At 73.0% G+C, this 25,433-nt stretch carries 21 protein-coding genes; 9 read left to right on the top strand and 12 right to left on the bottom strand.

The window, feature by feature from the left end; translation table 11 throughout:
* Nucleotides 1-20 precede the first annotated feature (20 nt).
* Genes AMK19_RS06650 through AMK19_RS06630 form a run of 5 tightly spaced genes read right to left on the bottom strand, consistent with a single transcriptional unit; the run spans nucleotide 21 to nucleotide 6,264 of the window.
* Complete coding sequence (locus AMK19_RS06650; RefSeq protein WP_073808883.1) at nucleotides 21-1,097, bottom strand: XdhC family protein; 1,077 nt, start codon at nucleotides 1,095-1,097, stop codon at nucleotides 21-23.
* Between the two features lie 9 nt (nucleotides 1,098-1,106).
* Nucleotides 1,107-2,537 (bottom strand): NCS2 family permease, encoded by a 1,431-nt coding sequence (locus AMK19_RS06645; RefSeq protein WP_073808882.1) that lies wholly within the window; start codon nucleotides 2,535-2,537, stop codon nucleotides 1,107-1,109.
* 15 nt (nucleotides 2,538-2,552) lie between these two features.
* On the bottom strand, nucleotides 2,553-4,901 hold the full coding sequence (pucD, locus tag AMK19_RS06640) for a xanthine dehydrogenase subunit D (RefSeq protein WP_073808881.1): 2,349 nt from the start codon (nucleotides 4,899-4,901) through the stop codon (nucleotides 2,553-2,555).
* Entirely contained in the window at nucleotides 4,898-5,392 is a 495-nt protein-coding gene (locus AMK19_RS06635) for a (2Fe-2S)-binding protein (protein WP_073808880.1), read from the bottom strand. Before AMK19_RS06635 ends, pucD begins: the two co-directional genes overlap by 4 nt.
* Nucleotides 5,389-6,264 carry an FAD binding domain-containing protein gene (locus tag AMK19_RS06630; protein WP_073808878.1) on the bottom strand — a complete coding sequence of 292 codons (876 nt, stop codon included), beginning with the start codon at nucleotides 6,262-6,264 and terminating at the stop codon, nucleotides 5,389-5,391. The genes AMK19_RS06635 and AMK19_RS06630 overlap by 4 nt, the downstream gene beginning before the upstream one ends.
* A gap of 313 nt (nucleotides 6,265-6,577) precedes the next feature.
* Between AMK19_RS06630 and AMK19_RS06625 the strand changes: the two genes are divergently transcribed.
* The gene (locus tag AMK19_RS06625; RefSeq protein ID WP_073808877.1) at nucleotides 6,578-8,116 is read left to right on the top strand and encodes a PucR family transcriptional regulator; all 1,539 of its coding nucleotides are present in this window, start codon (nucleotides 6,578-6,580) and stop codon (nucleotides 8,114-8,116) included.
* A 7-nt stretch (nucleotides 8,117-8,123) separates the two neighbouring features.
* Here AMK19_RS06625 and AMK19_RS06620 read toward each other — a convergent pair whose 3' ends face one another.
* From AMK19_RS06620 to AMK19_RS06610, 3 genes are all read right to left on the bottom strand, one after another.
* Nucleotides 8,124-9,359 (bottom strand): acyltransferase family protein, encoded by a 1,236-nt coding sequence (locus AMK19_RS06620; RefSeq protein ID WP_083646542.1) that lies wholly within the window; start codon nucleotides 9,357-9,359, stop codon nucleotides 8,124-8,126.
* A gap of 3 nt (nucleotides 9,360-9,362) precedes the next feature.
* Nucleotides 9,363-11,453, bottom strand: a complete 2,091-nt coding sequence (locus AMK19_RS06615; RefSeq protein WP_443134994.1) for a bifunctional polysaccharide deacetylase/glycosyltransferase family 2 protein — start codon at nucleotides 11,451-11,453, stop codon at nucleotides 9,363-9,365.
* 96 nt (nucleotides 11,454-11,549) lie between these two features.
* Nucleotides 11,550-12,044, bottom strand: a complete 495-nt coding sequence (locus AMK19_RS06610) for a hypothetical protein (RefSeq protein ID WP_073808874.1) — start codon at nucleotides 12,042-12,044, stop codon at nucleotides 11,550-11,552.
* 336 nt (nucleotides 12,045-12,380) lie between these two features.
* Between AMK19_RS06610 and AMK19_RS06605 the strand changes: the two genes are divergently transcribed.
* Nucleotides 12,381-13,340 (top strand): glycoside hydrolase family 16 protein, encoded by a 960-nt coding sequence (locus AMK19_RS06605; protein ID WP_143200075.1) that lies wholly within the window; start codon nucleotides 12,381-12,383, stop codon nucleotides 13,338-13,340.
* A 63-nt stretch (nucleotides 13,341-13,403) separates the two neighbouring features.
* On the opposite strand, the gene AMK19_RS06600 is transcribed toward AMK19_RS06605, so the two are convergent.
* Nucleotides 13,404-14,486: an alpha/beta hydrolase gene (locus tag AMK19_RS06600; RefSeq protein ID WP_338015772.1), complete on the bottom strand. Its 1,083-nt coding sequence runs from the start codon at nucleotides 14,484-14,486 to the stop codon at nucleotides 13,404-13,406.
* A gap of 282 nt (nucleotides 14,487-14,768) precedes the next feature.
* On the opposite strand from AMK19_RS06600, the gene AMK19_RS06595 reads away from it, so the two are divergent.
* The 3 genes from AMK19_RS06595 to AMK19_RS06585 all read left to right on the top strand — a co-directional run bounded on the left by AMK19_RS06595 (nucleotide 14,769) and on the right by AMK19_RS06585 (nucleotide 18,676).
* On the top strand, nucleotides 14,769-15,875 hold the full coding sequence (locus AMK19_RS06595) for an ROK family glucokinase (protein ID WP_143200074.1): 1,107 nt from the start codon (nucleotides 14,769-14,771) through the stop codon (nucleotides 15,873-15,875).
* 107 nt (nucleotides 15,876-15,982) lie between these two features.
* Entirely contained in the window at nucleotides 15,983-17,767 is a 1,785-nt protein-coding gene (ggt, locus tag AMK19_RS06590; protein ID WP_073808869.1) for a gamma-glutamyltransferase, read from the top strand.
* A 105-nt stretch (nucleotides 17,768-17,872) separates the two neighbouring features.
* Nucleotides 17,873-18,676, top strand: a complete 804-nt coding sequence (locus AMK19_RS06585) for an exodeoxyribonuclease III (RefSeq protein ID WP_073808868.1) — start codon at nucleotides 17,873-17,875, stop codon at nucleotides 18,674-18,676.
* Nucleotides 18,677-18,685: 9 nt separating this feature from the next.
* Here AMK19_RS06585 and AMK19_RS06580 read toward each other — a convergent pair whose 3' ends face one another.
* Complete coding sequence (locus tag AMK19_RS06580; protein WP_073808867.1) at nucleotides 18,686-19,195, bottom strand: hypothetical protein; 510 nt, start codon at nucleotides 19,193-19,195, stop codon at nucleotides 18,686-18,688.
* Nucleotides 19,196-19,310: 115 nt separating this feature from the next.
* Here AMK19_RS06580 and AMK19_RS06575 point away from each other — a divergent pair, with 115 nt between their 5' ends.
* From AMK19_RS06575 to AMK19_RS06560, 4 genes are all read left to right on the top strand, one after another.
* Nucleotides 19,311-19,838 (top strand): PadR family transcriptional regulator, encoded by a 528-nt coding sequence (locus AMK19_RS06575; protein WP_073808866.1) that lies wholly within the window; start codon nucleotides 19,311-19,313, stop codon nucleotides 19,836-19,838.
* Nucleotides 19,835-20,521 (top strand): ABC transporter ATP-binding protein, encoded by a 687-nt coding sequence (locus AMK19_RS06570; RefSeq protein WP_073808864.1) that lies wholly within the window; start codon nucleotides 19,835-19,837, stop codon nucleotides 20,519-20,521. Before AMK19_RS06575 ends, AMK19_RS06570 begins: the two co-directional genes overlap by 4 nt.
* Nucleotides 20,518-22,959 carry an FtsX-like permease family protein gene (locus AMK19_RS06565; protein WP_073808863.1) on the top strand — a complete coding sequence of 814 codons (2,442 nt, stop codon included), beginning with the start codon at nucleotides 20,518-20,520 and terminating at the stop codon, nucleotides 22,957-22,959. Before AMK19_RS06570 ends, AMK19_RS06565 begins: the two co-directional genes overlap by 4 nt.
* 159 nt (nucleotides 22,960-23,118) lie before the next feature.
* Nucleotides 23,119-23,733: a hypothetical protein gene (locus tag AMK19_RS06560; RefSeq protein ID WP_073808861.1), complete on the top strand. Its 615-nt coding sequence runs from the start codon at nucleotides 23,119-23,121 to the stop codon at nucleotides 23,731-23,733.
* Between the two features lie 106 nt (nucleotides 23,734-23,839).
* Here AMK19_RS06560 and AMK19_RS06555 read toward each other — a convergent pair whose 3' ends face one another.
* Together AMK19_RS06555 and AMK19_RS06550 are read right to left on the bottom strand one after the other, a co-directional pair.
* The gene (locus AMK19_RS06555; protein ID WP_073808860.1) at nucleotides 23,840-24,529 is read right to left on the bottom strand and encodes a lysoplasmalogenase; all 690 of its coding nucleotides are present in this window, start codon (nucleotides 24,527-24,529) and stop codon (nucleotides 23,840-23,842) included.
* Nucleotides 24,526-25,401: a sterol desaturase family protein gene (locus AMK19_RS06550; protein WP_073808858.1), complete on the bottom strand. Its 876-nt coding sequence runs from the start codon at nucleotides 25,399-25,401 to the stop codon at nucleotides 24,526-24,528. Before AMK19_RS06550 ends, AMK19_RS06555 begins: the two co-directional genes overlap by 4 nt.
* Nucleotides 25,402-25,433: the final 32 nt, after the last annotated feature.

The following is a 25,433-nucleotide window of genomic DNA, read 5'->3' as shown; positions in this document are numbered from 1 at the left end:
GGAGCCGGGCGAGGACGCCGTCACCGGCGGCCGGCGTGGTGGATCGGGCCCTCGGTGGTGGTCAGGGGGAGGTGGGTGCCGCCGTGGGTGTGGGCGATGATTTCGGCGGCGATGGCGACGGCGGTCTCCTCGGGGGTGCGGGCGCCGAGGTCGAGGCCGATGGGGGAGTGCAGGCGGGACAGTTCGGCGGGGGTGAGGCCGGCCTCGCGGAGGTGGGCGAGGCGGTCGTGGTGGGTGCGGCGGGAGCCCATCGCGCCGACGTAGGCGACGGGCAGGCGCAGGGCGCGCTCCAGCAGGGGGAGGTCGAACCTGGCGTCGTGGGTGAGCACGCACAGGACGGTCCGGGCGTCCAACTGCCCGGCCTGGGAGTCGAGGTAGCGGTGCGGCCAGTCGACGACGACCTCGTCCGCGGCGGGGAAGCGACGGCGGGTGGCGAACACCGGCCGGGCGTCGCACACCGTGACCCGGTAGCCGAGGAACGCGCCGACCCGGGCGACCGCGGCGGCGAAGTCTATGGCGCCGAAGACCAGCATCCGCGGCGGCGGGACGTGCGAGTCGACGAAGAGCGTGGCGTCGCCGAGCCGGAGCAGGCCGGTGCGTCCGGCCGCGAGCATCGCCCGGACCTCGCCGACCGCGTGCGGCAGCGGCAGGCTGCCGTGGGCGGTCCCGGCGGTGACGGCGAGCGTGCCGCCGAGGAGCGCCGACGGCCCGTCGATCACCCGGGCCAGTGCGACGGGCGTGCCGGAGACCAGAGCGGCGAGGGCCGCGTCCAGGCCGGGGGCCGGGCCGAGGACCGGCTGCACGAGGACGTCCAGCGACCCGCCGCAGGTCAGCCCGACCGCGAACGCGTCCTCGTCGCTGTACCCGAAGTGCTCCAGGACCGGCACGCCGGAGGCCAGCGCCTCCTCGCACAGCGCGTACACCGCGCCCTCCACGCACCCCCCGGAGATCGACCCGACCGCCTCGCCGTCCGCGTCCACGGCCAGCGCCGCGCCGGGCTCGCGCGGGGCGCTGCCGGAGGCCCGGACCACGGTGGCCAGGGCGAAGGGCCGCCGGGCGGCGTGCCAGGCGTGGAGTTGCGCGGCGATGTCCTGCACGAGTGCTCCCTAGTGGACGCCCAGCCAGGACTTGATCGGGGCGAGCGCGAAGTAGACGGCGAACACGAAGGTGAGGATCCACATCAGCACCCCGGGCTCGCGCCACTTCCCGGTGCCGGCCTTGACGACGGTGTAGGAGACGATGCCGGCGCCGACACCCGCGGTGATGCTGTACGTGAACGGCATGACCACGCTGGTGAGGAACGCGGGGACGGCGACCTCGCGGTCCGACCAGTCGATGAGCCGGGCCTGACTCATCATCAGCGAGCCGATCACCACCAGGGCGGCGGAGGCGACCTGCACCGGGACGATGGCGGCGAGCGGGGAGAAGAACAGCATCAGGGCGAACATGCCGCCGACGACGGTGGAGGCCAGGCCGGTGCGGGCGCCGTCGCCGACGCCGGTCGCGGACTCCAGGAAGACGGTCTGCCCGGACGCCCCGGCCACGCCGCCGATCGCGCCGCCCGCGCCGTCGATGAACAGCGCCTTCGACAGGCCCGGCATCCGGCCCTTGGCGTCGGCGAGCCCGGCCTCGGTGCCGACGCCGATGATGGTGGCCATCGCGTCGAAGAACCCGGCCAGCACCAGGGTGAACACCGCGACGGTGGCGCTGATCGCGCCCATGCCCTGCGCGCCGAACGCGCCGAACAGGTCGACGTGGCCGAAGAGCCCGAAGTCGGGCGCGGAGACCGGCGATCCGGGCCACACCGGCGCGGAGCCGCCCCAGTCGTCGGCGGTCAGGTCGGCGACCTGGTCGACGATCATCGCCGCACCGGTGCCGATCGCCAGCCCGATCAGGATCGCGCCGCGCACGCCGCGGGCCAGCAGCACGAAGATCAGCAGCAGGGTGAGGCAGAAGAGCAGCACCGGCCAGCCCTCCAGCTCGCCGAACGGGCCGAGGGAGAGCGGGGTCGGGCCGCCGGTGTGCACGAACCCGGCCTTGACGAAGCCGACGATCGAGATGAACAGGCCGATGCCGATGGTGATCGCGTGCTTCAGCGGCAGCGGAATGCCGTGCATGATCTTCTCGCGCAGGCCGGACACCACCAGCAGCACGATCAGCAGGCCGTAGATCACGCACAGCCCGAACGCCTGCGGCCAGGTGGTGTGCGGCACCACCAGCGCGGAGATCACGCCCGAGACGGACAGGCCGGCGGCGAGCGCCAGCGGCACGTTGCCGACCACGCCCATCACGATCGTGGTGACGGCCGCGGCGAGCGCGGTGGCGGTGGTCACCTGGGCGTGGTCGAGCCGGTGGCCGGTGACGTCCGCGCCGCTCAGGATCACCGGGTTGAGCAGGATGATGTAGGCCATCGCCATGAAGGTGGTGAGGCCGCCGCGCACCTCGGTGCCCACGGTGGAGCCGCGCGCCGAGATCCTGAAGTACGTGTCCAGCGCGCCGCGTGAGGTGGGGCCGGGCTCCACCGGGGTCTGTGCCATGTCGGTTCCCAAGGATCAGAGAGTCAGGTGCTCCGGCCGGACGGGGATGCGGTTCAGCGCCTTCCCGGTGGCCTGCCGGATCGCCGCCACGATCGACGGGGTGGCGGAGACGGTGGGGGCCTCGCCGACGCCGCGCAGTCCGTACGGGGCGTGCGGGTCGGGCAGTTCGAGGAGTTCCACCGGGATCGGCGGGGTGTCCAGGACGGTCGGGATCAGGTAGTCGGTGAACGAGGCGTTGCGCACCTTGCCGTCCGTGACCACGATCTCCTCCATCACCGCCAGACCCAGCGCCTGCGTGCAGGCGCCCTGGATCTGGCCGACCACGGCGAGCGGGTTCAGCGCCCGGCCGACGTCCTGAACGGCCGTCAACTCGACCACCTTGACGAGTCCGAGCTCCACGTCCACGTCCACCACGGCGCGGTTCGCACAGAAGGAGTACTGGACGTGCCCGAAGCCCTGCCCGGTCTCCGGGTGCAGCGCGACGGTCGGACGGTGGCGGTGCACCCTGGTCCGCTCGATCGGCTCGTCGCCGAGCAGCTCCGCCAGCGGGGCCAGCACGCCCGCCGACGCGGAGACCACCCGGCCGCCGGCCAGCGCCAGATCGCCGTGCGTCCAGCCGTGCCGGCGCCGGCCGCGTTCCAGCAGCGCCTCCCGGACGGCCTCGGCGGCGAGCTTGACCGCGCCGCCCGTCATGTACGTCTGCCGGGACGCGGAGGTCGAACCCGCCGAGCCGATCTCGGTGTTGGCCGGGTGGATGGCGACCCGCTCGACGCCGAGCTCGGTCCGGGCGATCTGGGCGTGCACGGTGACGCCGCCCTGGCCGACCTCCGCGGCCGCCGTGTGCACCATCGCCACCGGCGCGCCGCCGATCACCTCCAGCCGGACCCGGGCGGTCGAGTAGTCGTCGAAGCCCTCGGAGAAGCCGACGTTCTTGATGCCCACCGAGTAGCCGACGCCGCGCACGATCCCCTCGCCGTGCGAGGTGTTCGACAGCGCGCCGGGCAGCGCCCGCCGGTCGGACGGGTCGAGCGGCGGCGGAAGCGGCCGGTCCTTGACGCGCTGCAGCAGCTCGGCGACCGGCGCGGGCGAGTCGACCTGCTGCCCCGTCGGCATCACGTCGCCCTGCGCGAGGGCGTTCACCTGCCGCAGCTCCACCGGGTCCATGCCGAGCGCCGCCGCCAGCCGGTCCATCTGCGACTCGTAGCCGAACGCGGCCTGCACCGCGCCGAAGCCGCGCATCGCCCCGCACGGCGGGTTGTTGGAGTACAGCGAGATCGCCTGCATCCGCACGTTCGGGACGACGTACGGCCCGTGGCCGAGCGAGGCCGCGTTGCCCGCCACGGCGGCCGAGGTGGAGGCGTACGCGCCGCCGTCCAGCACGATCCGGCAGTCCGCGAAGACCAGCTTCCCGTCCCGGGTGGCGCCGTGCTCGTAGCGCATCCGCGCCGGGTGGCGGTGCACGTGCCCGAAGAACGACTCGTCGCGGGAGTACACGATCTTGACGGGCCTCCGGGTGTGCAGCGCCAGCAGGCAGGCGTGGATCTGCATCGACAGGTCCTCGCGGCCGCCGAACGCGCCGCCCACCCCGGCGAGGGTGAGCCGGATCTTCTCCTCCGGCAGGGCCAGCACCGGCGCCATCTGCTGCCGGTCCACGTGCAGCCACTGGGTGGCGATGTACAGGTCCACGCCGCCGTCCTCGGCGGGCACCGCGAGACCCGACTCGGGGCCCAGGAACGCCTGGTCCTGCATGCCGACCTCGTACTCGCCGGCCACGATCACGTCCGCCAGCGCCCGCACCTCGTCGGTGACGCCCAGACCCGCCACCAGCCGCTGCTCGTGGCAGAGGTTGCCGTGCGCGCGGGCCCTGTACTCGTGCGGCTCGTGGACGTAGCCGTAGCGGCCCGGGTCGAGGCACTGCTCCTCGGTGGTGATCGGAGTGAGCACCTCGTACTCGACGGCGATCCGCTTCGCCGCCCGGCGCGCCGTCTCCGGATGGTCGGCGGCCACCAGCGCGACCGGCTCGCCCTGGTGGCGGACCTTGCCGACGGCCAGGGCCGGCTGGTCGGCGAACTCCAGGCCGTAGTACGGGCTGCCCGGGATGTCCTCGTGGGTGAGCACCGCGTGCACGCCGGGGACGGCCAGGGCCGCCGAGATGTCGATCGACCGGATGTTCGCGCGCGGGTGCGGGGAGCGCAGCGCCGTGCCCCACAGCATGTCCTCGTGCCACAGGTCGGAGGAGTACGCGAACTCGCCCTTCACCTTCAGCGCGCCGTCCGGACGCAGCGGCGACCGCCCGATGCCGTCCTCGGACGCCTGGTCGATCTTCCGCAGGTTCTTCTCGCCCTGGATCGAACGCGTGGTCATGCCCCGCCCCCCTCGCCGGAGATGCCGGAGATGCGGGCCGAGGCCAGCCGCACCGCGTCCATGATCTTCTCGTAGCCGGTGCAGCGGCACAGGTTGCCCGACAGCGCCTCGCGGATGTCTCCGTCGGACGGCCGCGGGTCCCGGGCCAGCAGCGCGTCGGTCTGCACCAGCAGGCCGGGCGTGCAGAAGCCGCACTGCACCGCGCCCGCCTCCAGGAACGCCTGCTGCACCGGGCCGAGCGCGCCGTCCGGGCCGGTCAGGCCCTCCACGGTGCGGACCTCCCGGCCCTGGACCTGACCGGCCGCCACCAGACAGGCGCAGACCGGGACTCCGTCCAGGTAGACGGTGCAGGAGCCGCACTCGCCCTGCTCGCAGGCGTTCTTCGACCCGGGCAGGCCGACCCGCTCGCGCAGCACGTACAGCAGCGACTCGCCCTCCCACACGTCGTCGGCCTCCACCCGCCGGCCGTTCGCGGTGAACACCACCCTCATGCCGTCCTCCCGAGCTGCTCGCGGTAGTCGTCCCAGCACCACGCCAGGGTGCGCCGGGCCAGCACGGCCAAGGCGTGCCGCCGGTACGCGGCGGTGCCCCGGACGTCGTCGATCGGGTCGGCCGCCGCCGCCACCAACTCGCCGAAGCGGAGCGGCACCTGCGGGTCGAGCGGCCCGCCGGAGGTCCAGTCCAGGGACTCCCGCAGGTACTCCTCGGCCTCCGGCGCGCGGCGCGGCGTCGGCGCGGCCGAGCCGATGCCGGTGCCGACCGTGCCGTCGGCCGGGTGCAGGGCCAGGGCGAACGCGCACACCGCGATCACCATCGCGTTGCGGGTGCCGACCTTGGAGAACTGCTGCGGGCCGTCGGCGACCGGAATCCGCACCGCCCGGATCAACTCGTCCGGGGCCAGGCAGTTCCGCTTCACCCCGAGGTAGAACTCGTCGATCGGGATCAGCCGCACCCCGCGCACCGAGTGCGCCTCCACCCGCACCCCCCGGCCCGCCGCCAGCAGCGGCGGATGCGCGTCACCCGCCGGCGAGGCCGCGCCCAGGTTGCCGCCGACACTGCCCCGGTTGCGGATCTGCGGCGAGCCCACCGTCCGCGCCGCCGTCGCCAGCCCCGGCAGCGGCCCCGCCAACTCGTCGATGATCCGCGCGTACGGCACCGCCGCGCCCAGCCGCACCGACGCGCCGTCGCTGCTCCACTCCGCCAACTCGGCGACGCGGTTCAGGTCGAGGACCGCGGGCGGCCGGCGCAGGTCGAAATTCAACTCGACCATGACGTCGGTGCCGCCGGAGACCGGCAGCGCGCCGGGGTGCTCGGCCATCGCCGCGAGCGCCTCGTCCCAGGACGCGGGCCGAAGGAACTCCATACGGGTGACTCCTCTCTTCGCCGACTCCCGTCGCCGACTCCCGTCGCCGACTCCCATCGCCGACTCTCCTCGCCGACGGACGGACGCGGCCGGGGACGCCCCGGCGGCGTGCAGGCCAGTGAACCTCCGCCACCGGGGCCACCGGCAGTCACCGATGGCATGAGCGCCGACGGTGCGCCGCCGCACCGTCCTGTACGTTCGTCCAATGTGAACGATCCGCCGGCCCACCGGGTCACCCTGGGCCGTCCCCACCCCGGAATCACCCCCACGAGCACCCGCACCACCCGCCGCACCGTCACGAAGGGCCCCGTCCATGCGCGTCCGCGACCTGCTCGCCCCCGGCGCACCCCGACTGCGCCTGCTCGCCGGCGAGGACGAACTCGACCGCCAGGTCACCGGCGTGATGACCACCGACCTCCAGGACCCCGGCCGGTTCCTGCACGGCGGCGAACTCGTCCTCACCGGCATGCTGTGGCGCACCGCCCCCGCCGACTCCGCGCGCTTCGTACGCACCCTGGTGGCGGGCGGCGCGGCCGCGCTCGGCGCCGGCGAGGTGGAGGTCGGACCCGTCCCCGACGACCTGGTCGAGGCCTGCCGCCGGCACCGGCTGCCGCTGCTCGCCGTCCCCGACGACATCGCCTTCGGCACCCTCACCGAGTACGTCGGCCGGCACGTCTCCGCCGGACGGGCCGCCGACCTCGCCGCCCTCGTCGACCGGCACCGGCTGCTGGTCTCCGCCGCCGGCGCGGGCGGCCTGGACGCCGTCCTCGACCTGCTCGGCGGCGACCTCGACCTGGACTGCTGGGTGCTCACCCCCACCGGCCAGGTCGTCGCCGGTGCCGCCGACCGCCTCGCCCCCGCCGACCGCGACCGCCTGGCCCGCGCCCACCTCGCCGCCCAGCAGCGCGGCCACCGCCCCCCGCACCGGGTCCGGCTCGCCGACGGCGCCTACTCGCTGCTGCCCGCCGCCGAGACCGCCGGCCCCACCCCGCTCGCCGACTGGATCCTCGTCCTCGCCGGCGACCTCGCCGAATGGCCCGCCAAACGCCGCCAGCTCGCCGACAACCTGGCCCGCCTGGTCGCCGCCGAACGCGTCCGCCGCGACGAGAGCCGCCGCCTGCGCCGCCGGATCGCCGACGAACTCCTCTCCCTGCTGCGCCGCGACGCCGACCCCGCCGAGATCGGCCGCGCCCTGCACGGCGAGGGCCACGCCCGCCGGCTGGTGCTGTCCGCCGACGCCACCGGACTGCCCGACGGCGCGCTGCGCCCGATCCTCGAAGAGGCGCTGCCCGGCACCGCCCTGGTCGCCGCCGCCGGCCCCACCGGCGCCGTCGCCGTGCTGCCCGCCCCCGACGCCGCCGCCGTCCCCGCCGACGAGGTACGGGCCCTGCTGGCCCCGCTGGAAGCCGGACTCGACGCGGAGCAGCGGATCGCCGTCGGCGTGTGCGCGCCCACCGCCGATCCGGCCGGGCTGCGCGGCGCCCTCGACGAGGCCCGGCACGCCCGCCGGGTCGCCGACACCAGGGCCGGCCGGATCCGGGTCGCCGGACCCGAGGAACTCGCCTCGCACGTCCTGCTGCTGGCCGCCGTCCCCGACGAGGTCCGGCGCACCTTCCGGGCCCGGCTGCTCGACCCCGTCACCGTCTACGACGAGGAGCACCAGGCCGACCTGCTGCACACCCTCGCCGCGTTCCTGCGCGCCGACGGCTCCTGGACCCGCTGCGCCGCCCAACTGCACGTGCACGTCAACACGCTGCGCTACCGGATCGGCCGGATCGAGGAGCTCACCGGCCGCGACCTGTCCCGGCTGGAGGACCGGGTGGACTTCTACCTGGCCCTCCAGATCGCCTGACGGCCCGTCAGGCGTTGCGCCGCCGGCCGCGCAGGCGGCGCGGGCGGCGCGGGTACGGGAACAGCCGGGGCCTGCGCCTGGCCGCGACGTCCTCGACCCAGCCGAACACCAGCACCAGCAGGGCCAGCAGCGGGATGCCGACCAGCAGGGTGAACCACTGGCTGGTCAGCAGCCACTTGAGGTGCGCGTAGAAGAAGTCGACCTCCCACAGCCGGTCGATCAGCGGGACCGCGCACACCAGGGCCGTCACGTGCCACAGGTAGACGCTGACGGCCCGCGAGTTCAGCAGGCTCACCAGGCCGTTCCAGCGTTCCAGCGGCGCGGGCCACTGCTCCCAGGACGGGCTGATGTGCAGCAGCATGGCGACGAAGCCGAACGACCACACCGCCTGGGCGATCGGCCAGGCCTCGATGTCGGTCTGCTGGGTCGGATCGACCGGCCGGGTCTGCAGGTACCAGAAGCCCGCCACCATGATCAGCGGGGCGATCGAGGGCAGCACGTACTGCGGAATCCTCCGCAGCAGGCCCTCCTGGTGGGCCATGCCGAGGATCCAGCAGGAGCCGAACATGGCGAAGTCGTTGGCGGTCTCCCACACCCGGGGCCAGACGACGTCCTGGTCGGGGAAGAAGCCGTTCATGACGATCACGATCGCCAGCGGCGTGAAGAGCGTCACCAGCGGGAAGCGCCGCAGGGCCTTCAGCATCAGCGGCGACAGCAGCACGTACCAGAGGTAGGCCCGCAGGTACCACAGCGGCACCACCAGCTGGGTCGCCCAGCCGGACTCCAGGTGCCCGCCGAAGCCGTGCAGCCCGTCCGCGGCGAACGGGGGAGTGCTCAGCGGCAGCACCCAGAACGCCAGCTTCGCCCACCACCACGCGGGGTGGCCGTCGGAGTCCGGGCCGCCGCCGTCGAGGACCTGGAGGGCGACCACGATCGCGCCGAACAGCCACATCGGCGGCAGCAGGCGGCGCAGCCGGCCCCGGATCACGCCGAGCGCGGGGCGGCTCAGCGAACGCGTCATCAGCGAGCCCGCCAGCGCGAACATCACGCCCATCGACGGGAAGAGCAGCGGCAGGAAGAACCAGCCGAAGTTGTGGTACAGCACCACGCGGACCAGCGCCAGGGCGCGCAGCAGGTCCAGGTAGCGGTCCCGGCCGCCCTTGCGGGCCGCGGGCGGCGGCGGGTCGGCGGGCAGATCGCGGCGCAGCTGCTCGGGGATTCGCAGGCGGATGGTGTCGCTCATGGGTCAGGCCTCCACCGGTGCGGCGGCGACCTCGCCGGTGCGCCGGAGCTTCTGCCAGCGCAGCCGGCCACCGGTCAACGCGGTGATCGTGGACTGCAGCAGGACGATGTACATCAGCTGCCGGTACACCACCTGCTGGAGCGGCAGGCTGATCAGGTGCCAGGGCTTCTCGCGGTCCAGCCGGAAGGCGTACCAGGACAGCAGGGCCTGCATCGCGATGAAGCCGCCCCAACTGGCGAGGGTGAGCGAGGCGTCGGTGAACAGGATGCCGTACAGCAGGAACAGGTCGACCAGCGGCGCCAGCAGCGGCGCGACCACGCCGAACAGCACCACCAGCGGCAGCCCGATCCGGCCGAAGCGGCCCGCCGGGCCGCGGGCGATCACCGCGCGGCGGTGCTTCCACATCGCCTGCATGGAGCCGTAGCTCCAGCGGTAGCGCTGCGACCACAGCTGCTGGAGGCTGGCCGGCGCCTCGGTCCAGGCGCGGGCGCGCTCCGCGTAGACGATCCGCCAGCCGTCGGAGAGCACCGCCATGGTGATGTCGGTGTCCTCGGCGAGGGTGTCGTCGCTCATCCCGCCGACCGCCCGCAGCGCCTCCTTGCGGAACGCGCCGACCGCACCCGGGATGGTCGGGATGACGTTCAGCACGTCGTACATCCGGCGGTCCAGGTTGTGGCCGAGGACGTACTCGATGTGCTGCCAGGCCCCGATCAGGCTGTCCCGGTTGCCGACCTTGGCGTTGCCCGCGACCGCCCCGATCCCCGGGTCGCCGAACGGCTGCACCAACTCCCGCACCGTGGACGGCTCGAACACGGTGTCGCCGTCCATCATCACCACGATGTCGTACGAGGCGGCCGCGACACCGGCGTTCAGCGCGCTGGGCTTGCCGCCGTTGACCTTGCGGATCAGCCGGACGAACGGCAGGTCCATCTCCTCGACGATGTCCGCGGTGCCGTCCGTCGAGCCGTCGTCGATGACGATGACCTCGATCGGATAGTCGCTGGCGGCCAGCGAGTTGAGGGTGTTGGCGATGCACTCGCGCTCGTTGTACGCCGGGACGAGGACGGTCACCGGCTCGGTGACCGGCGGCCCCCACGCGCCCTGCCGCTTGGAGCGGCGGGCGTGCACCGGGGCGAGGACGATCATCAGCGCGAACCGGCCGAAGTTCAGGAACCCGACCAGCGCGAGCAGCCCGACCAGCAACGGCAGGGTGTACACCGCGACCTGGGTCGCCCCGATGAAGCCCTTGCCCGCCCACAGCTGGAAGCCGTGCACCGGCACCATCGCGGGGGAGGCGCCGAGCGCGTCCGAGATGGTGGTGAAGCGGTAGCCCTCGCCCTGGAGCTTGACGATGATCTGCTCCAGCGCCTCGACGGTCTCGGCGCGGTCGCCGCCCGCGTCGTGCAGCAGGATCAGCTCGCCCGCGCCCGGCGTGGACGGCATCGCGGCCTTGACGATCTCCTCGACGCCCGGGCGCTTCCAGTCGTCGGTGTCGCGGTCGATGAACGCCGTCAGGTAGCCGTGCGCGCCCACATACTTGATGACCGGGTAGTTCCAGTCGTCCATCGCGGAGGCGTTCGAGGAGTACGGCGGCCGGAACAGCGAACTGTGCACGCCCGCGACGCCGGCCAGCGCCAGCTGGGTCTGCGCCAGCTCCCAGCCGATCCGGGAGTGCGACTGGAACGCCAGGTCGGGGTGGGTGAAGGTGTGCAGGCCGATCTCGTGGCCGTCCCCGACGATCTGCCGGATCAGCTCCGGGTTGCGGGTGGTCATCGCGCCGGTGACGAAGAAGTCCGCGCGGATGTCGTGCGCCTTCAGCACGCTCAGGATCTTCGGCGTCCACTCCGGCGAGGGGCCGTCGTCGAAGCTCAGCACCACCGTCTTGTCCGGAATCCGGTAGCTCACCGGGTTCGCCTTGTGGTCGCCGCGCGCGTCGATCACCGGGCCGCCCGTGAGCAGGTCTTCGGGGACGGTGGTCTTGTCGACGGACTCCGCGATCCGGGTGTCGTGGAACACCTCGTTGGTGGAGAGGCCGCGCAGCACCAGCAGTACCAGCAGGCACGCCAGCAGGGACAGCGGCATCACGAAACGCAACGGCGGCGCGGCCAGTCGGCGCGGCCTCAGCAGGGACTGCCGCCGGCGCTGGTGGCGGGACAAAGGGCGCTCCTGGAAAGGGGTGGTGCGAATGGATCAGGGGTGCTTGCTCGACGGCGCCGACGGTTTCCCGCTGGTCTTCGAGCCGCCGGTCGAGCCGCCGGTCGAGCCGCCGGTCGAGCTGCCCGGTTTGGGCGAGGTGGAGTGCGAGGGCGTCCGCGACGGGGAGGAGGACGAGGACGGCGAGGGCGACTTCTCGGCCGAGGCGGAGGGGGACGCCGACGGCGCGGGCTGCGCCGGCTGTGCGGTCTGCGGGGGGATCTCCATCGCCGGGGCGTCCGCCTGAACGCCGATCAGGCTGCCGCCCATCGCCACCGCCAGCACCGCGCCCACCACCGACACCGGCCAGCCGAGACCGCGCAGCAGCCGGCCGCGCAGACCCGACTCGTCCACGAACACCGCTTCGGGCAGCGGCTCTTCGGGCAGCGGCTCTTCGGCGAACGGCCGTTCGGTGAACGGCTCCTCGAACCCGTCCGGGCCGGGCGCGCCGGGCGCAGTCGGGTACGCCGACGCGCGCTCGGAGGAAGTCATGGCAGGGCGCACCGAGCGAGGCCTTTCAGGGGCAGGGAGCGAAGACCGCGGGAGCGTGACTCGAACGGTAGTGCACCGACCTGGGACGAATTGGCGTCGATGTCCACTTTCGACACCTTCTGGGTCAGGGTTGTGATCGGATCGAGACTCTTACCGCCACGTACTGGTATGTACCTGTGCACGGACCGTTGACCTCGGCCGATGGCCGCCCGGCCGGGCCGTCCCGGCGGCGGCGCGGCGTGTGAGCCCCGTTAGGATGACCGCCTCCGACCGGTCGTCGATCCCCGCGCAACAGGCGTGTCCACAGCTGCCGCCGCTGCGCCCCAAGGAGCCCGTGTGCGCCAGTCCCGCCGCTTTCCCCGCCGTCGCGTGTGGAGCGTGATCGCGCTGCCCACCCTGCTGTGCGCGCTCGCCGCGTGCACCGGCGACCCCGCCGCCGGTGGGGACTCCGCCGCGAAGGGCGGGCCCGCCGCCGGCGCTTCGCCGACGCCGAGCGGGCCGCCGGGGACCCTGTTCGACACTTTCCACTACACCGGCCCCGACGATCCGAACCTCGCCGCGCACGGCTGGCAGGTCCGCGAGGGCGGCGGCGGACCGGGCATCAAGGACACCTGGACCACCGCCGGCGCGTCCTTCCCCGAGGACCAGAGCGCCAAGGGCGGCCGGGCGCTGCAACTTCGCTCCACCACCGACGGCACCAAGCAGGGCACCAAGCAGGTCGAGGTGCAGAGCACCGGCGGCAACCTGTTCCACGGGACCTTCGCCGCCCGGATCCGGTTCAGCGACAAGCCGTCCAGCGGCCGCACCGGCGACCACGTCGTGCAGACCTTCTTCCCGATCTCGCCCGAGGACTCCTCGGCGAACTACAGCGAACTCGACTACGAGTACCTGCCGAACGGCGGCTGGGGCGCGCCCGGCCCGAAGCTCGACACCACCAGCTGGTTCAAGGCCGACCCGCCCGACCGCGTCACCCACGCCGTCAAGCAGCGGCTGGAGGGCTGGCACACCCTGATGGTCACCTCGACGGACGGCAAGGCGGTCTACTCGCTGGACGGCAAGGAGCTGTTCACCAGCTCCGACAAGTACGTCGCCCGGGAGCGGATGGACATCCACTTCAGCAACTGGTTCATCGACCTGCTGCCCTCGGTCACCGGCCCGCGCAGCTGGGACATGAAGGTCAACTGGTTCTACTACAAGGCCGACCAGGCCCTCACCGCGGCGGAGGTCCAGCAGGCCGTGGACGGCTTCTACGGCGCGGGCACCGACTACGTCAACACCCTGCCGAAGAATCCCTGACCCCGGCACACGCGAAAGGGCCCGGCCTGGCGGCCGGGCCCTTTCTGCTTCTGCGCGGGTGCGTCAGTGCTGGGCGGGGATGATCGTGGTCAGCCAGGTGAAGACGCCCGGGACCAGCTGCTTCCACACGTCGCTGCTGTGCGGGCCGGTGGTCTCCTGCACGGTCACCGTGGTCGGGGACTTGGCCGCCGCCTTCAGCGCCTCGCCGCCCTCCAGGCCGTCGCCCCGGTTGCCGGTGACGTACAGCGCGGTCTTCGGCGGGGTCTTGGCGTCCTTCAGGATGTTCAGCGGGTTGCTGATCTCCTTCAGGTGCGGGTCCTTCGCGGTCAGCGACTGGGCCTCCGCGCCCGGGTCGTTGTAGCCGGAGAGGCTGATGCCGGCCCGGTAGCGGTCCGGGTGCTCCAGCGCCAGCTTGGCCGCGCAGTGCGCGCCCGCCGAGTAGCCGGCCACCGCCCAGCGGTCCGCCGAGGGGTCCACCCGGAAGTTGTCCAGCACCATCTGCGGGACGTCCTTGGACAGCCAGGTGTCGGCGTTGACCTTGCCCGGCACGTCCGCGCAGCCGGTGTCGACGGAGTCGCCCAGCAGGTTGGTGCGCGGCGAGACCAGGATGAACGGCGCGACCTGCCCGCTCTGCATCATCGGCTTCAGCTGCTCGGACACCTTGAGCGTGCCGAACCAGGTCTTCGAGGAGCCCGGCCAGCCCGGCAGCAGCTCGACCACCGGGAAGGTCTTGTCCTTGTACGCCGGGTCGTTGTACTGCGGCGGCAGCCAGACCAGCACCTCGCCGTCGACGCCGGAGACCGCGCCCTTCAGGTCGGTGGTCTGCACGTCGTTCGGCACCTTGGAGTCGCCGACCGGCTTGAACTGCTGGACGACCTTGGTGTGCTGCTTGGAGTCGTTGCCCGGGGTGCCGGAGGCGCCGGTGTCGGCCTGCACGTTCGGCACCGCGCGGACGTGGTTGCCGGTGCCCAGCAGGTCGTCCCAACTGCCGTAGATCAGATTGGCGTTGTTGACCATCACGAAGACCGTCAGCACCGCGGTGATCTGACAGAAGAGCAGCATCATGACCCTGGACAGGGCCTGGACGGGCTTCGGACCACGCACCCTGCCCCACAGCAGCAGCGCCACCGCCAGGGAGATCGGCACCAGGATGATCGTCAGAATAAGGAACGGGGTGCCTGTCAGCTGCATCGGGTTCTCTCGAATCGGGTCGTCCGGCCGTCCGGGGCACGGTCCCCCGGTTCACACATCACACTTGTCAGACTGCGTCAAACACACGATCAGTTGCCGGTGACACCCGCAGAAACCTGAGAGGAACATCACGTTTTCGTGAGAATCCGCTGTGCGTTCGCGGCCTAGTCTGCCAGCTCGTCCACATCCCTCCCGCACCAGCCCGAAGCTTTTACCGAAACCAGGAGCATTCATTCCGTGACCAGTGCCAACGGCCCCGCCCGCCCCGCCCTGCCGAGCCTGCTGGGCCTCGGCCCGCGTGCCGAACGCCGCCGCCGCACGCTGCCCGCCGGGGTGCTGCGTCTGCCGACCATCGGCGTGGACATCGGCGGCACCAAGGTGGTGGCCGGCGTGGTCGACGGGGACGGCAAGGTCCTGGAGCGGGTCCGCGCCGAGACGCCCGACAAGAGCAAGAGCCCCAAGGTCGTCGAGGACGTCATCGTCGAGCTCGTCCTGCAGCTCGCCGACAAGCACGACGTGCACGCCGTCGGCGTCGGCGCGGCCGGCTGGGTCGACTCCGCACGCTCCACCGTGCTGTTCGCCCCCCACCTGAACTGGCGGGGCGAACCCCTCCAGCAGGCGCTCAGCGCCCGGCTGCGGTTCCCCGTCGTGGTCGAGAACGACGCCAACGCCGCCGCCTGGGCCGAGTGGCGCTTCGGCGCCGGCCGTGGCGAGGACCACATGGTGATGATCACCCTCGGCACCGGCATCGGCGGCGCGGTCGTCCGCGAGGGCTACGTCGACCGCGGCAAGCACGGCCTGGCCGGCGAGTTCGGTCACATGCAGGTGGTGCCCGCCGGCCACCGCTGCCCCTGCGGCAACCGCGGCTGCTGGGAGCAGTACTCCTCCGGCAACGCCCTGGTCCGCGAGGCCCGGGAACTCGCCGCCGAGGAGTCGCCCGTCGTGCAGCCGCTGCTCGCCCGGGCCGGCGGCAGCCCGCTCGGCATCACCGGCCCGCTGGTCACCGAGGCCGCGCGCGAGGGCGACCCGGTCGCCGTCGAACTGCTCTACGAGGTCGGCCGCTGGCTCGGCGTCGGCATCGCCAACCTGGCCGCCGCGCTCGACCCCGGCCGCTTCGTCGTCGGCGGCGGCGTCAGCGAGGCCGGCGACCTGCTGCTCGACCCCGCCCGGGACGCCTTCCGCCGCACCCTCACCGGCCGCGGCTTCCGCCCCGAGGCCGACATCGTCCACGCCGCCCTCGGCAACGAGGCCGGCCTGGTCGGCGCCGCCGACCTGGCCCGCCAGGTCGCCCGCCGTTTCCGCACCGTCAAGCGTCGCCGGGTCGAGCGCGCGGCCAGCCGCTGACGCGGCAGCAGATACGGTTCGGCATCCGGCAGTTGGCCGAACGTGCCGTTGTCGGGTGCGCGGCGGGTGTGGGAGAACGGGAGACCGATGCCGTCCCAGGAGGCCGTATGAGACCCCTCGTCCGTCTCGTCCCCGCACTCGCACTCGTCACCGGACTGCTCTGCACCGCCGCACCCGCCCAGGCCGACCAGGCCGCCGCCACCGGGAAACAGCCCGAGGCCGTCGGCTGGGGCGGAGCGGTGACCAGCGTCGACGCCGACGCCACCGCCGCCGGACTGGAGGTGCTGCGGCGCGGCGGCAACGCCGTGGACGCCGCCGTCGCCACGGCGGCCGCGCTCGGCGTCACCGAGCCCTACTCGGCGGGGATCGGCGGCGGCGGATACTTCGTCCACTACGACGCCCGCACCGGGAAGGTCACCACCCTCGACGGGCGGGAGACCGCCTCGCGGACCGCCGACAGCTCGCTGTTCCTGGAGAACGGGAAGCCGCTGGCCTTCAACGACGCCGTCACCAGCGGCCTGTCCATCGGCGTCCCCGGCACCGCCGCCACCTGGGAACAGGCACTGCGCCGCTGGGGCAGCCGCGACCTGGCCGACGTACTGAAACCGGCCGAGCGGATCGCCGATCGAGGGTTCACGGTCGATCAGACCTTCCAGGACCAGACCGCCCTCAACCAGGCCCGGTTCCAGGACTTCCCGGCCACCCGCGCGCTGTTCCTGCCGAACGGGAAGCTGCCCGCCGTCGGCTCCACCCTGCGCAACCCCGATCTCGCCGCCACCTACCGGGAGTTGGGACGCAAGGGCACCGACGCGCTGTACCGCGGCCCGATCGGCGCCGACATCGTCCGCACCCTCCAGCACCCGCCCGTCGACCCGGCGTCCGGGCGCAACGCCCGCCCCGGGAAGGTCGACGCCGCGGACCTGGCGGCCTACCGGGTGAAGCAGCAGGACCCGACGCACGTCGACTACCGCGGCCTGGACGTGTACGGCATCGCCCCGTCCTCCTCCGGCGGGACCACCGTCGGCGAGGCGCTGAACATCCTCGGCGCCGGCAGCTCCGCCGACCCCGTCCAGTACGACCACCGCTTCCTGGAGGCCAGCCGGATCGCCTTCGCCGACCGCAACCGCTGGGTCGGCGACCCGAGCTTCGTACAGGTGCCGACCCGTCAGCTCCTCGACCCGGCCTACGGCGCCTCCCGGGCCTGCCTGATCGACCCGAAGCACGCCCTGACCAGCCCGCTCGCCCCCGGCGACCCGTACCACCCGGCGGCGTGCGCGAGCAGCGGGCAGCCGGTGGCCGAACCGTACGAGGGCCTGAGCACCACGCACCTGACGGTCGCCGACCGGTGGGGCAACGTCGTCGCGTACACCCTGACCATCGAGCAGACCGGCGGCAGCGGCATCACCGTGCCCGGCCGGGGCTTCCTGCTCAACAACGAGCTGACCGACTTCAACTTCACCCCGCTCACCCCGGGCGTCCCCGACCCCAACCTGCCCGGCCCGGGCAAGCGCCCGCGCTCCTCGATCTCGCCGACCATCGTGCTCAAGGACGGCAAGCCGTACCTCGCGGTCGGCTCGCCCGGCGGCGCCACCATCATCACCACCGTGCTGCAGGTGCTCACCGGGCGGATCGACCGCGGCCTGACGCTGGAACAGGCCATCGCCGCACCCCGGGCCAGCCAGCGCAACACCGCCGCCACCCAGGCCGAACCGGCGTTCCTCGCCTCCCCCGAGGCGGCGCAACTCCAGGCCATGGGCCACGTGTTCAGCTCCACCCCGGAGATCGGCGCCGCCACCGGCATCGAACGGCTCCCCGACGGCCGCTGGCTGGCCGCCGCCGAACCCGTCCGCCGAGGCGGCGGCTCGGCCGCCGTGGTGCACCCCTCCCGCTGATTCGTCGCCTGCCGGGCGCTGTCGGTGGCGGGCGGTATGTTCGGACGGGGTGACCGGCCCGGTGTCGGGAGCCCCGTCCGTCCGTACCGCCGAGGGAAGGCCGCCGTGACCGTCCGCATCGCCACCTGGAACATCAACTCCGTCACCGCCCGGCTGCCCAAGCTGCTGGAGTGGCTGGAGTCCGCCGAGCCGGACGTCCTGTGCCTGCAGGAACTCAAGTGCACCACCGAGGCGTTCCCGGCCGAGGCGATCGGGGAGCTCGGCTACGAGAGCGCCGCGCACGGCACCGGGCGGTGGAACGGCGTCGCCGTGCTGTCCCGGATCGGCCTGGAGGACGTGGTCCGCGACCTGCCCGGCCAGCCCGGCTTCCTCGCCGAGGACGCGATGCTCCCGGTGGTCGAGCCGCGCGCCGTCGGCGCGACCTGCGGGCCCGTCCGGGTCTGGTCGGTGTACGTGCCCAACGGCCGCGAGGTCGACCACGCCCACTACCGCTACAAGTTGGAGTGGCTGGCCGCGCTCCGCGACGCCGTCCGCGAGGACGCCGCCGGCGAGCGCCCGTTCGCCGTCCTCGGCGACTACAACATCGCCCCCACCGACGCGGACGTCTTCGACATCGCCGCCTTCGAGGGCCTCACCCACGTCACCGCCCCCGAGCGCGCCGCCCTGACGGCCCTCCAGGAGGTCGGCCTGCAGGACGTGATCCCCCGCCCGCTCAAGTACGACCACCCCTACACCTACTGGGACTACCGGCAGTTGGCGTTCCCGAAGAACCGCGGCATGCGGATCGACCTCACCTACGCCAACAAGCCGTTCGCGGACGCGGTTTCGGACAGCTACGTCGACCGCGAGGCCCGCAAGGGCAAGGGGACGTCGGACCACGCGCCCGTGGTGGTCGACCTGGACCTCTGAGCCGGGGCGTCAGAACAGCAGGGAGACGACGGCCGAGGAAATGACGTTCCACAGCACCGGGTTGGCGTTGACGTCGTCCAACTCGGCCCAGGTGTACAGGGCGACGGCGCACACCCGCAGCGGGTCGGGCTCCGCCGACACCTGCCCGTCGGAGCCGGCCAGGATCCGGCCGTCCTCCAGGAGTTCCGCGCGCAGCAGCCCGCGGCGGACGAAGCGCAGGGTGCGGTCGCCCGCGCGGAACTCCACGAAACGGCCGGAGCGCAGCAGGTGCCGGCCGCGCGCGCGAATGTGCAGCTCGGCGCCGTCGAAGGTGCCGGTGACGCCGCGGCGCGCCAGCTTGGCGGCGTGGAAGCCGGGCTGTCCGAACCGGGGCAGCTCGGCCAGCGGGCGGCCGTCGAGCTCCACCCGCCAGGACTCCGTGGTGTCGGTGTACGTCCTCGAACGCGTCCGGTGCAGCGTCAGTTCGCCGAGCTGCGTGGCGACCGACGCCCCGTCCGGGCGCATCTTCGTGAACTCCACCGCTTCGTCTCCTTGTTCGTGAAACCGCAGGTGAAGGCTAGGGGGTGAAGATCTCTGCGTCAGTATTCTCCGAGTGTATAGACGTGAAGTACACCTCCGGCGTACTCTCTCGATCATGAGCGTTCCACTCACCCTGCTCGGGCTCCTCGAACGCGAGCCCAGCCACGGCTACGACCTCAAGCGGGACTACGACGCCTTCTTCGGACGCGGCAAACCGCTGCCCTTCGGCCAGGTGTACGCGACCCTCGGACGACTCGCCCGGGACGGCAAGGTCGTCGTCGGAGAACCCGAGGCCGGCGACGGGCCCGACCGCAAGCGCTACGTCATCACCGAGACCGGCGCCACCGAGTTCGAGGACTGGCTGCGCGAACCCGTCGCCGCCGAACCCCACCTGCAGACCGTGCTGTTCAGCAAGGTCGTGCTCGCCCTGATGCTCGGCCGCGACGCCGAGACCTACCTCGACACCCAGCGCTCCGCCCACCTGCGGCGGATGCGCGAACTCACCGAGATCAAGCGCTCCGGCAGCCTGGTCGACGCCCTCCTCGCCGACCACGGACTGTTCCACCTGGAGTCCGACCTGCGCTGGATCGACCTGACCGCCGCCCGACTCGACGCCCTCGCCGCGGAGGTGGCCAAGCGATGACCGAACCCCTGATCCACGCCCGCGACGTCACCCTCGCCTTCGGCGAGACCCCCGCCCTGCGCGGCGCCGAACTCGCCGTCGAAGCAGGCGAGATCCTCGCCATCATGGGCCCCAGCGGCTCCGGCAAGTCCACCCTGCTGCACTGCCTGGCCGGCATCCTCACCCCCGACAGCGGCGAGATCCGCTTCGACGGCCGCCGGATCGACAACCTCGGCGAACAGGAACGCAGCGCGCTGCGCCGCGACAGCTTCGGCTTCGTCTTCCAATTCGGCCAGCTGGTACCGGAACTGACGGCCGAGGAGAACGTCGCCCTGCCGCTGCTGCTGAGCGGACAACGCCGGGCCGCGGCACTCCAGCGCGCCCGCGGCTGGTTCCCGAAGCTCGGCCTGGACGGCCTGGAGGCCCGCCGCTCCGGCGAACTCTCCGGCGGCCAGGCCCAGCGCGTCGCCCTCGCCCGCGGACTGGTCGCCGAACCGCGCGTCCTGTTCGCCGACGAACCCACCGGCGCGCTCGACTCCCTGACCGGCGAACAGGTCATGGACCTGATGGTCGGCTGCGCCCGCGACCAGGGCACCACCGTCGTGCTGGTCACCCACGAGGCCCGGATCGCCGCCTACGCCGACCGCGAGGCGATCGTCCGCGACGGCCGCGCCACCTCGATGAGCGGACGGCCGACCTCATGATCCGGCTCGGACTGCGACTGGCCGTCAGCGGCGGCCGCGAAGCGATCGTCCGGCTGGCCATCACCGCCGGAGCCGTCGCCATCGGCGTCGGACTGCTGTTCACCACGCTCGCCGCGATCAACGGCGTGCACGCCCAGAACGGGCGCAACGCGTGGCTCAACACGTCGTTCGTCAACCGGCTCCCCGCCGATCGGGAGGCAGCGGGGGGTTCCGGCGACGGGACGACGAGTTCCGCCTCCGGCGGTGTGGGGACGGGGAGTTCTGGGGCCGACGCCGGCTCCGCCGCGGCGGGGAGTTCCGCCTCCGGCGGGGCGGGCGCGGGGAGTTCGGGAGGCCCGGGGGCCGACGCCGGCTCCGCGGCGGCGGGGAGTTCCGCCTCCGGCGGGGCGGGTGCGGTCGATCCGATGTGGTGGTCGACCAGGCGGGACACCGTGCTCGGGCGGGAGCTCGGGCGGGTCGACGTGGCGACGACCGGGCCCCGGGCCGCGGTCCCGCCCGGGGTGGCGCGGATGCCCGCGGCAGGGGAGTACTACCTGTCGCCCGCGCTGGCGCGGCTGGTGGACGAGATGCCGTCCGCACAGCTCGGGGACCGCTTCCCGGGGCACCGGATCGGCATCATCGGGCCGGAGGCGCTGCCCGCGCCCGACAGCCTGATCGCCCTGGTCGGCCGGACCCCGCAGGAGATGCAGGGGATGCGCGGCGCCGCGCTGGTGGACCGGATCGCCACCGAGTCGCCCGACAGGTGCGGCGAGTGCGTGGTGGGCATCAAGTCCAACGGCGTGGACCTGATCCTGACGGTGGTGACGGGCGCCCTGGTCTTCCCGGTGCTGATCCTGATCGGCACCGCGACCCGCCTGAACGCCGCCCGCCGCGAGCAGCGTTTCGCCGCGATGCGACTGGTCGGCGCGACGCCCCGGCAGGTGTCGATCGTCTCCGCCGTGGAGGCGACGGTCGCCGCCGCGGCCGGGGTGGCGCTCGGCGTCCTGCCGTTCCTGGCGCTGCGCGGCACCGTCGCGAAGGCCCGGCTGACCGGCAGTCCGTTCTTCCTCTCCGACCTCTCCCTGACGCCCCTGCAGATCCTCGCGGTGGCGCTGGGCGTCCCGCTGGCCGCCGCCGTCGCCGCCCGGATCGCGCTGCGCCGGGTGCAGATCTCGCCGCTCGGGGTGAGCCGCCGGGTGACGCCGAAGCCGCCGCGGGCGTGGCGGGCGGCGCCGCTGGTGGCGGGCCTGGTGGAGCTGGTCGCGTTCCTGATCTGGCACCCGGGGTCGGTGCCCGGGCAGGTCAAGGGCTACCTCTCCTCGTTCCTGCTGATCGCCCTGGGCCTGGTGCTGTCCGGCCCGTGGCTGACCATGGTCGGCGCGAACCTGATCGCCCGGCGCACCCAGCGCCCGGCCACCCTGATCGCGGTGCGCCGGCTGGCCGACAACCCGACCGCCGGGTTCCGCGCCGTCAGCGGACTGGTGCTGGCGCTGCTGGTGATGACCGCGACGCTGGGCGTCATCACCACCATCAGCCAGGAACGCGACCACCCGCACGGCGGCCCGCAGTTCAACCACCTGATGGTCAACGACCTCAGCAACGGCTACGACCAGGACCACCGGCCCAACAGCCAGGGCCGCCCCGCCCCGCCCGAGCTGATCGAGCGGCTGCAGAACGTGCCGGGCGTCCGGACCGTCCTGCTGTCCCACCCCGCCGACGAGGCCGTGCCCGTGCACTCCGCCGACGGCGACAACACCGCCCGGCAGGTGGTGGACTGCCGCCCGCTGAACGCCGTCGTGCTGTACGGCCACTGCGCGCCCGGCGCGCAGACCGCCTACGTGCCGTCCCCCTGGTACGGCTGGGCCGACGAGACCGCCACCCAGTGGCCGACCGCGCCGTACACCGTCGAGCAGCTGGCCGGGCTCGGGGTGCTGAACGTGGTCGTCGACACCGACGGCTCGACCGCCGCCGTCGAACAGGCCCGCACCATGGTGGACACCGCCTACCCGGCGCCCCGGCAGGCCGTGACGCTCGCCGAGGCGTGGAAGATGGCCGGCGCCGAGACGCACGCCTACCAGCAGCTGGCCGACGCGGTGATCCTCGCGACCTTCCCGATCGCAGGCTGCAGCCTGGCGGTGAGCCTGGCCGGATCGCTGAGCGAACGCAAGCGGCCGTTCAGCCTGCTGCGCCTGACCGGCGTGTCACTGGGCACGCTGCGCCGGGTGGTGGCGATGGAGTCGGTGGTGCCGCTGCTGGCGATGGCGGCGGTCGCGGTCGCGGTCGGACTGCTCGCCGCCGACCTGTTCCTTCGCTCGCAGCTGCAGTACTCGCTGCACGCGCTGGGCGTCGGCTACTACGTGACGGTGGGCGCCGGCCTGACCGCCGCGCTGGCGATCATCGGGGCGACCCTGCCGCTGCTGCGGCGGATCACCGGACCGGAGACCGCCCGCAACGAGTGACCGCCCGCCGAAGGGGCCGTTCGGGTTCGGAGCATCCTCCGCCCGAACGGCCCTTGAGGTGTCGCCGGGCCCGGCGGCGCTGCCTAGCGTGGTCGGTGACCAGGAGTAGCGGCACGGACACGCGCCGCCGCCCCCGCCCGACCCCCCTGGAGGTACGGCATGCGCCGAACGCGCACCGCCGCCGCTCTGCTCGGCACCACCGCACTGCTCGGCACCACCGCACTGCTCGCCCTGGCCGGCCCCGCGTCCGCCAAGGGCAGCCAGCCCGCCTGGGTCAGCCCGGCGCAGGCGCAGCCCGGCCAGTCCGTCGCGGTCAGCGTGAACTGCGCCGGCAGTTCGACGAAGTCCCTGACCGCGACCTCGCCGGTCTTCGCCGGCGGCTCGACCACGCTCAGCGTCGGCCCCGACGGCAAGTACTCCGGCACCGCGACCGTCATCTCCGCGAAGGAGATGGTCGACGCCGCCGTCAAGCGCGGCAGCGCCGGCGAGTCGTCCTGGGGCATCGACGGCAAGTGCCCGAACGGCGACACGTTCGTCGGCGCGGTCGCCGTCAGCGGCGCCGCGGCCGGCAGCGGCAGCACGTCCGGAAACGGCGGCACCGGCGGCGAGTGGGAGGGCAGCAGGCTTCCGCACGGCGGGGTGGAGACCGGGGTCGGCGGATCGGTCGGCATGGACGCCGGGCGGCTGGCCGCCGGGGCCGCGCTGGTGACGGCGGGGGTGGCCGGGTTCTGGCTGCTGCGCCGCCGCGGGTCGGCCACCGGCCGGACGCCCTGAGCGGCCCGCCGGTACGCGCCCACCGTACCCGGCAGGCTCCGCGTCCCCCGGAGAGCACGGAGGGCGGCACCCACCGTCACGGTGGGGCCGCCCTCTTCCGCGTGCGTCAGACCGCCGGCGCCACGGCGGGCTGCGGGGCGGGGGAGTCGGTGCGCCGCAGGGTGCCGATGGTCAGCAGGTACTGGCCGACGAGGTAGGTCAGCATGATCAGGAAGCTGTGCATCGGCAGGTGCTTCCAGTGCGCGATGTCGGTGGCGATCAGCGTGTCGGACAGCAGGAACAGCGCACCGCCCACGCCCGCCCGCCAGTCGATCCGGGACGAGGTCAGCGCGGTGGCGGCCAGCAGCAGGCTGTAGCAGGCCATCGGGATCCGCATGCCGGCGTCCAGGTCGGGCAGCAGCAGGGTGATCAGCGTCGCCCAGACCACCGCGTAGCCGACCGCGAGGAGCGCGGTGCGGCGGCGGTCGGCGAGCGCGCCGAGCTTCACGAACATCGTCACGTAGCAGGCGTGGCCGACCGCGAACGAGCCCATGCCGGCCAGGAACCCGCCGGTGCCGCCGATCTCCAGCAGGATGTCGCCGCCCGCGCCGAACAGCAGCGCCGGGATCAGCAGTTTGGGCGTCGCGGGCCGTGCCGACGCCCACACCCAGGCGGCCAGCAGCGGCATCAGCAGCGGCTTGGTGGCGTAGTGCAGCGGGTGCAGCTGGAGGACGATCCCCAGCAGGTGCGCGGCCGAGGCGGCGGCGAAGGCGATCAGCAGGGCCCGCGCGGTGCGCGGGTCACGGGCGGGGCTCATGCGGGGGCACTCTCCGGTGAGGCGGCAGGGGTCTCGGTACGCGGCGCGGGCTGCCAGCCCGGGCCCTTCGCCAGGTGGCGCAGCCGGTCTCCCCAGCTGGTGGCACGCGCGACGTCCCGGGCGATCGCCGCGTACTCGTGGGTGGCGACCTTCAACGGATTGTAGGTCGATATGTTCTTGGTCAGTCCGTACACCGGCTGCGCGGCCTCGGCCGCGAAGGAGCCGAACCAGCGGTCGAAGACGATCAGGACGCCGCCGAAGTTGCGGTCCAGGTAGCCGCCCTGCGAGGCGTGGTGCACCCGGTGGTGCGACGGCGTGTTGAACAGGTACTCGATCGGCCGGGGCAGCTTCCCGATCCGCTCGGTGTGGATCCAGAACTGGTACACCAGGTTCACCGAGCTGCAGAACGCCACCGCCGCCGGGTGCACGCCCGCCAGGATCATCGGCACGTAGAACACCCAGCCGGTGACGGACGTCCAGGGCTGGCGCAGCGCCGTCGACAGGTTGTAGTGGCGGCTGGAGTGGTGCACCACGTGGCAGGCCCACAGCACGCGGATCACGTGGTGGCCGCGGTGCGACCAGTAGTAGAAGAAGTCGTAGGCGAGCAGCATCAGCGGCACCGTCCACCACAGCACCGGCGCCCGAAGCGGCGTCAACTCGTACAGGAACGAGTAGATCGCCACGATCGGGATCTTCCACCCGGCGTCGAACAGCAGCGACCCCAGACCCATCGACAGGCTGGCCGCGGTGTCCTTCGCGGCATAGCCCTGCTCGTCGTCGTCGGGGTGGAACCGGTAGGAGGCGATCTCCAGAACGGTGAGCAGCACAAAGGCCGGTATCGACCACAGCACGACATCGGGCAGGTGAGGCATGCCCGGAACCATAAGGGACCCGGGCGGCGTGC

The sequence above is a fragment of the Kitasatospora sp. CB01950 genome (assembly GCF_001905465.1).
In the GTDB taxonomy this organism is placed as follows: domain Bacteria; phylum Actinomycetota; class Actinomycetes; order Streptomycetales; family Streptomycetaceae; genus Kitasatospora.
This window is presented reverse-complemented; position numbering and strand designations above follow the sequence as displayed.

Excerpts from the sequence above, each read along its gene's own strand:
- AMK19_RS06625 (WP_073808877.1), top strand. The coding sequence starts at position 6,578 with ATGCGCGTCCGCGACCTGCTCGCCCCCGGCGCACCCCGACTGCGCCTG.
- AMK19_RS06555 (WP_073808860.1), bottom strand. The coding sequence starts at position 24,529 with ATGAGCCCCGCCCGTGACCCGCGCACCGCGCGGGCCCTGCTGATCGCC.
- AMK19_RS06550 (WP_073808858.1), bottom strand. The coding sequence starts at position 25,401 with ATGCCTCACCTGCCCGATGTCGTGCTGTGGTCGATACCGGCCTTTGTG.
- AMK19_RS06630 (WP_073808878.1), bottom strand. The coding sequence starts at position 6,264 with ATGGAGTTCCTTCGGCCCGCGTCCTGGGACGAGGCGCTCGCGGCGATG.
- pucD (WP_073808881.1), bottom strand. The coding sequence starts at position 4,901 with ATGACCACGCGTTCGATCCAGGGCGAGAAGAACCTGCGGAAGATCGAC.
- AMK19_RS06620 (WP_083646542.1), bottom strand. The coding sequence starts at position 9,359 with ATGAGCGACACCATCCGCCTGCGAATCCCCGAGCAGCTGCGCCGCGAT.
- ggt (WP_073808869.1), top strand. The coding sequence starts at position 15,983 with ATGAGACCCCTCGTCCGTCTCGTCCCCGCACTCGCACTCGTCACCGGA.
- AMK19_RS06645 (WP_073808882.1), bottom strand. The coding sequence starts at position 2,537 with ATGGCACAGACCCCGGTGGAGCCCGGCCCCACCTCACGCGGCGCGCTG.
- AMK19_RS06575 (WP_073808866.1), top strand. The coding sequence starts at position 19,311 with ATGAGCGTTCCACTCACCCTGCTCGGGCTCCTCGAACGCGAGCCCAGC.
- AMK19_RS06560 (WP_073808861.1), top strand. The coding sequence starts at position 23,119 with ATGCGCCGAACGCGCACCGCCGCCGCTCTGCTCGGCACCACCGCACTG.
- AMK19_RS06610 (WP_073808874.1), bottom strand. The coding sequence starts at position 12,044 with ATGACTTCCTCCGAGCGCGCGTCGGCGTACCCGACTGCGCCCGGCGCG.
- AMK19_RS06565 (WP_073808863.1), top strand. The coding sequence starts at position 20,518 with ATGATCCGGCTCGGACTGCGACTGGCCGTCAGCGGCGGCCGCGAAGCG.
- AMK19_RS06635 (WP_073808880.1), bottom strand. The coding sequence starts at position 5,392 with ATGAGGGTGGTGTTCACCGCGAACGGCCGGCGGGTGGAGGCCGACGAC.
- AMK19_RS06570 (WP_073808864.1), top strand. The coding sequence starts at position 19,835 with ATGACCGAACCCCTGATCCACGCCCGCGACGTCACCCTCGCCTTCGGC.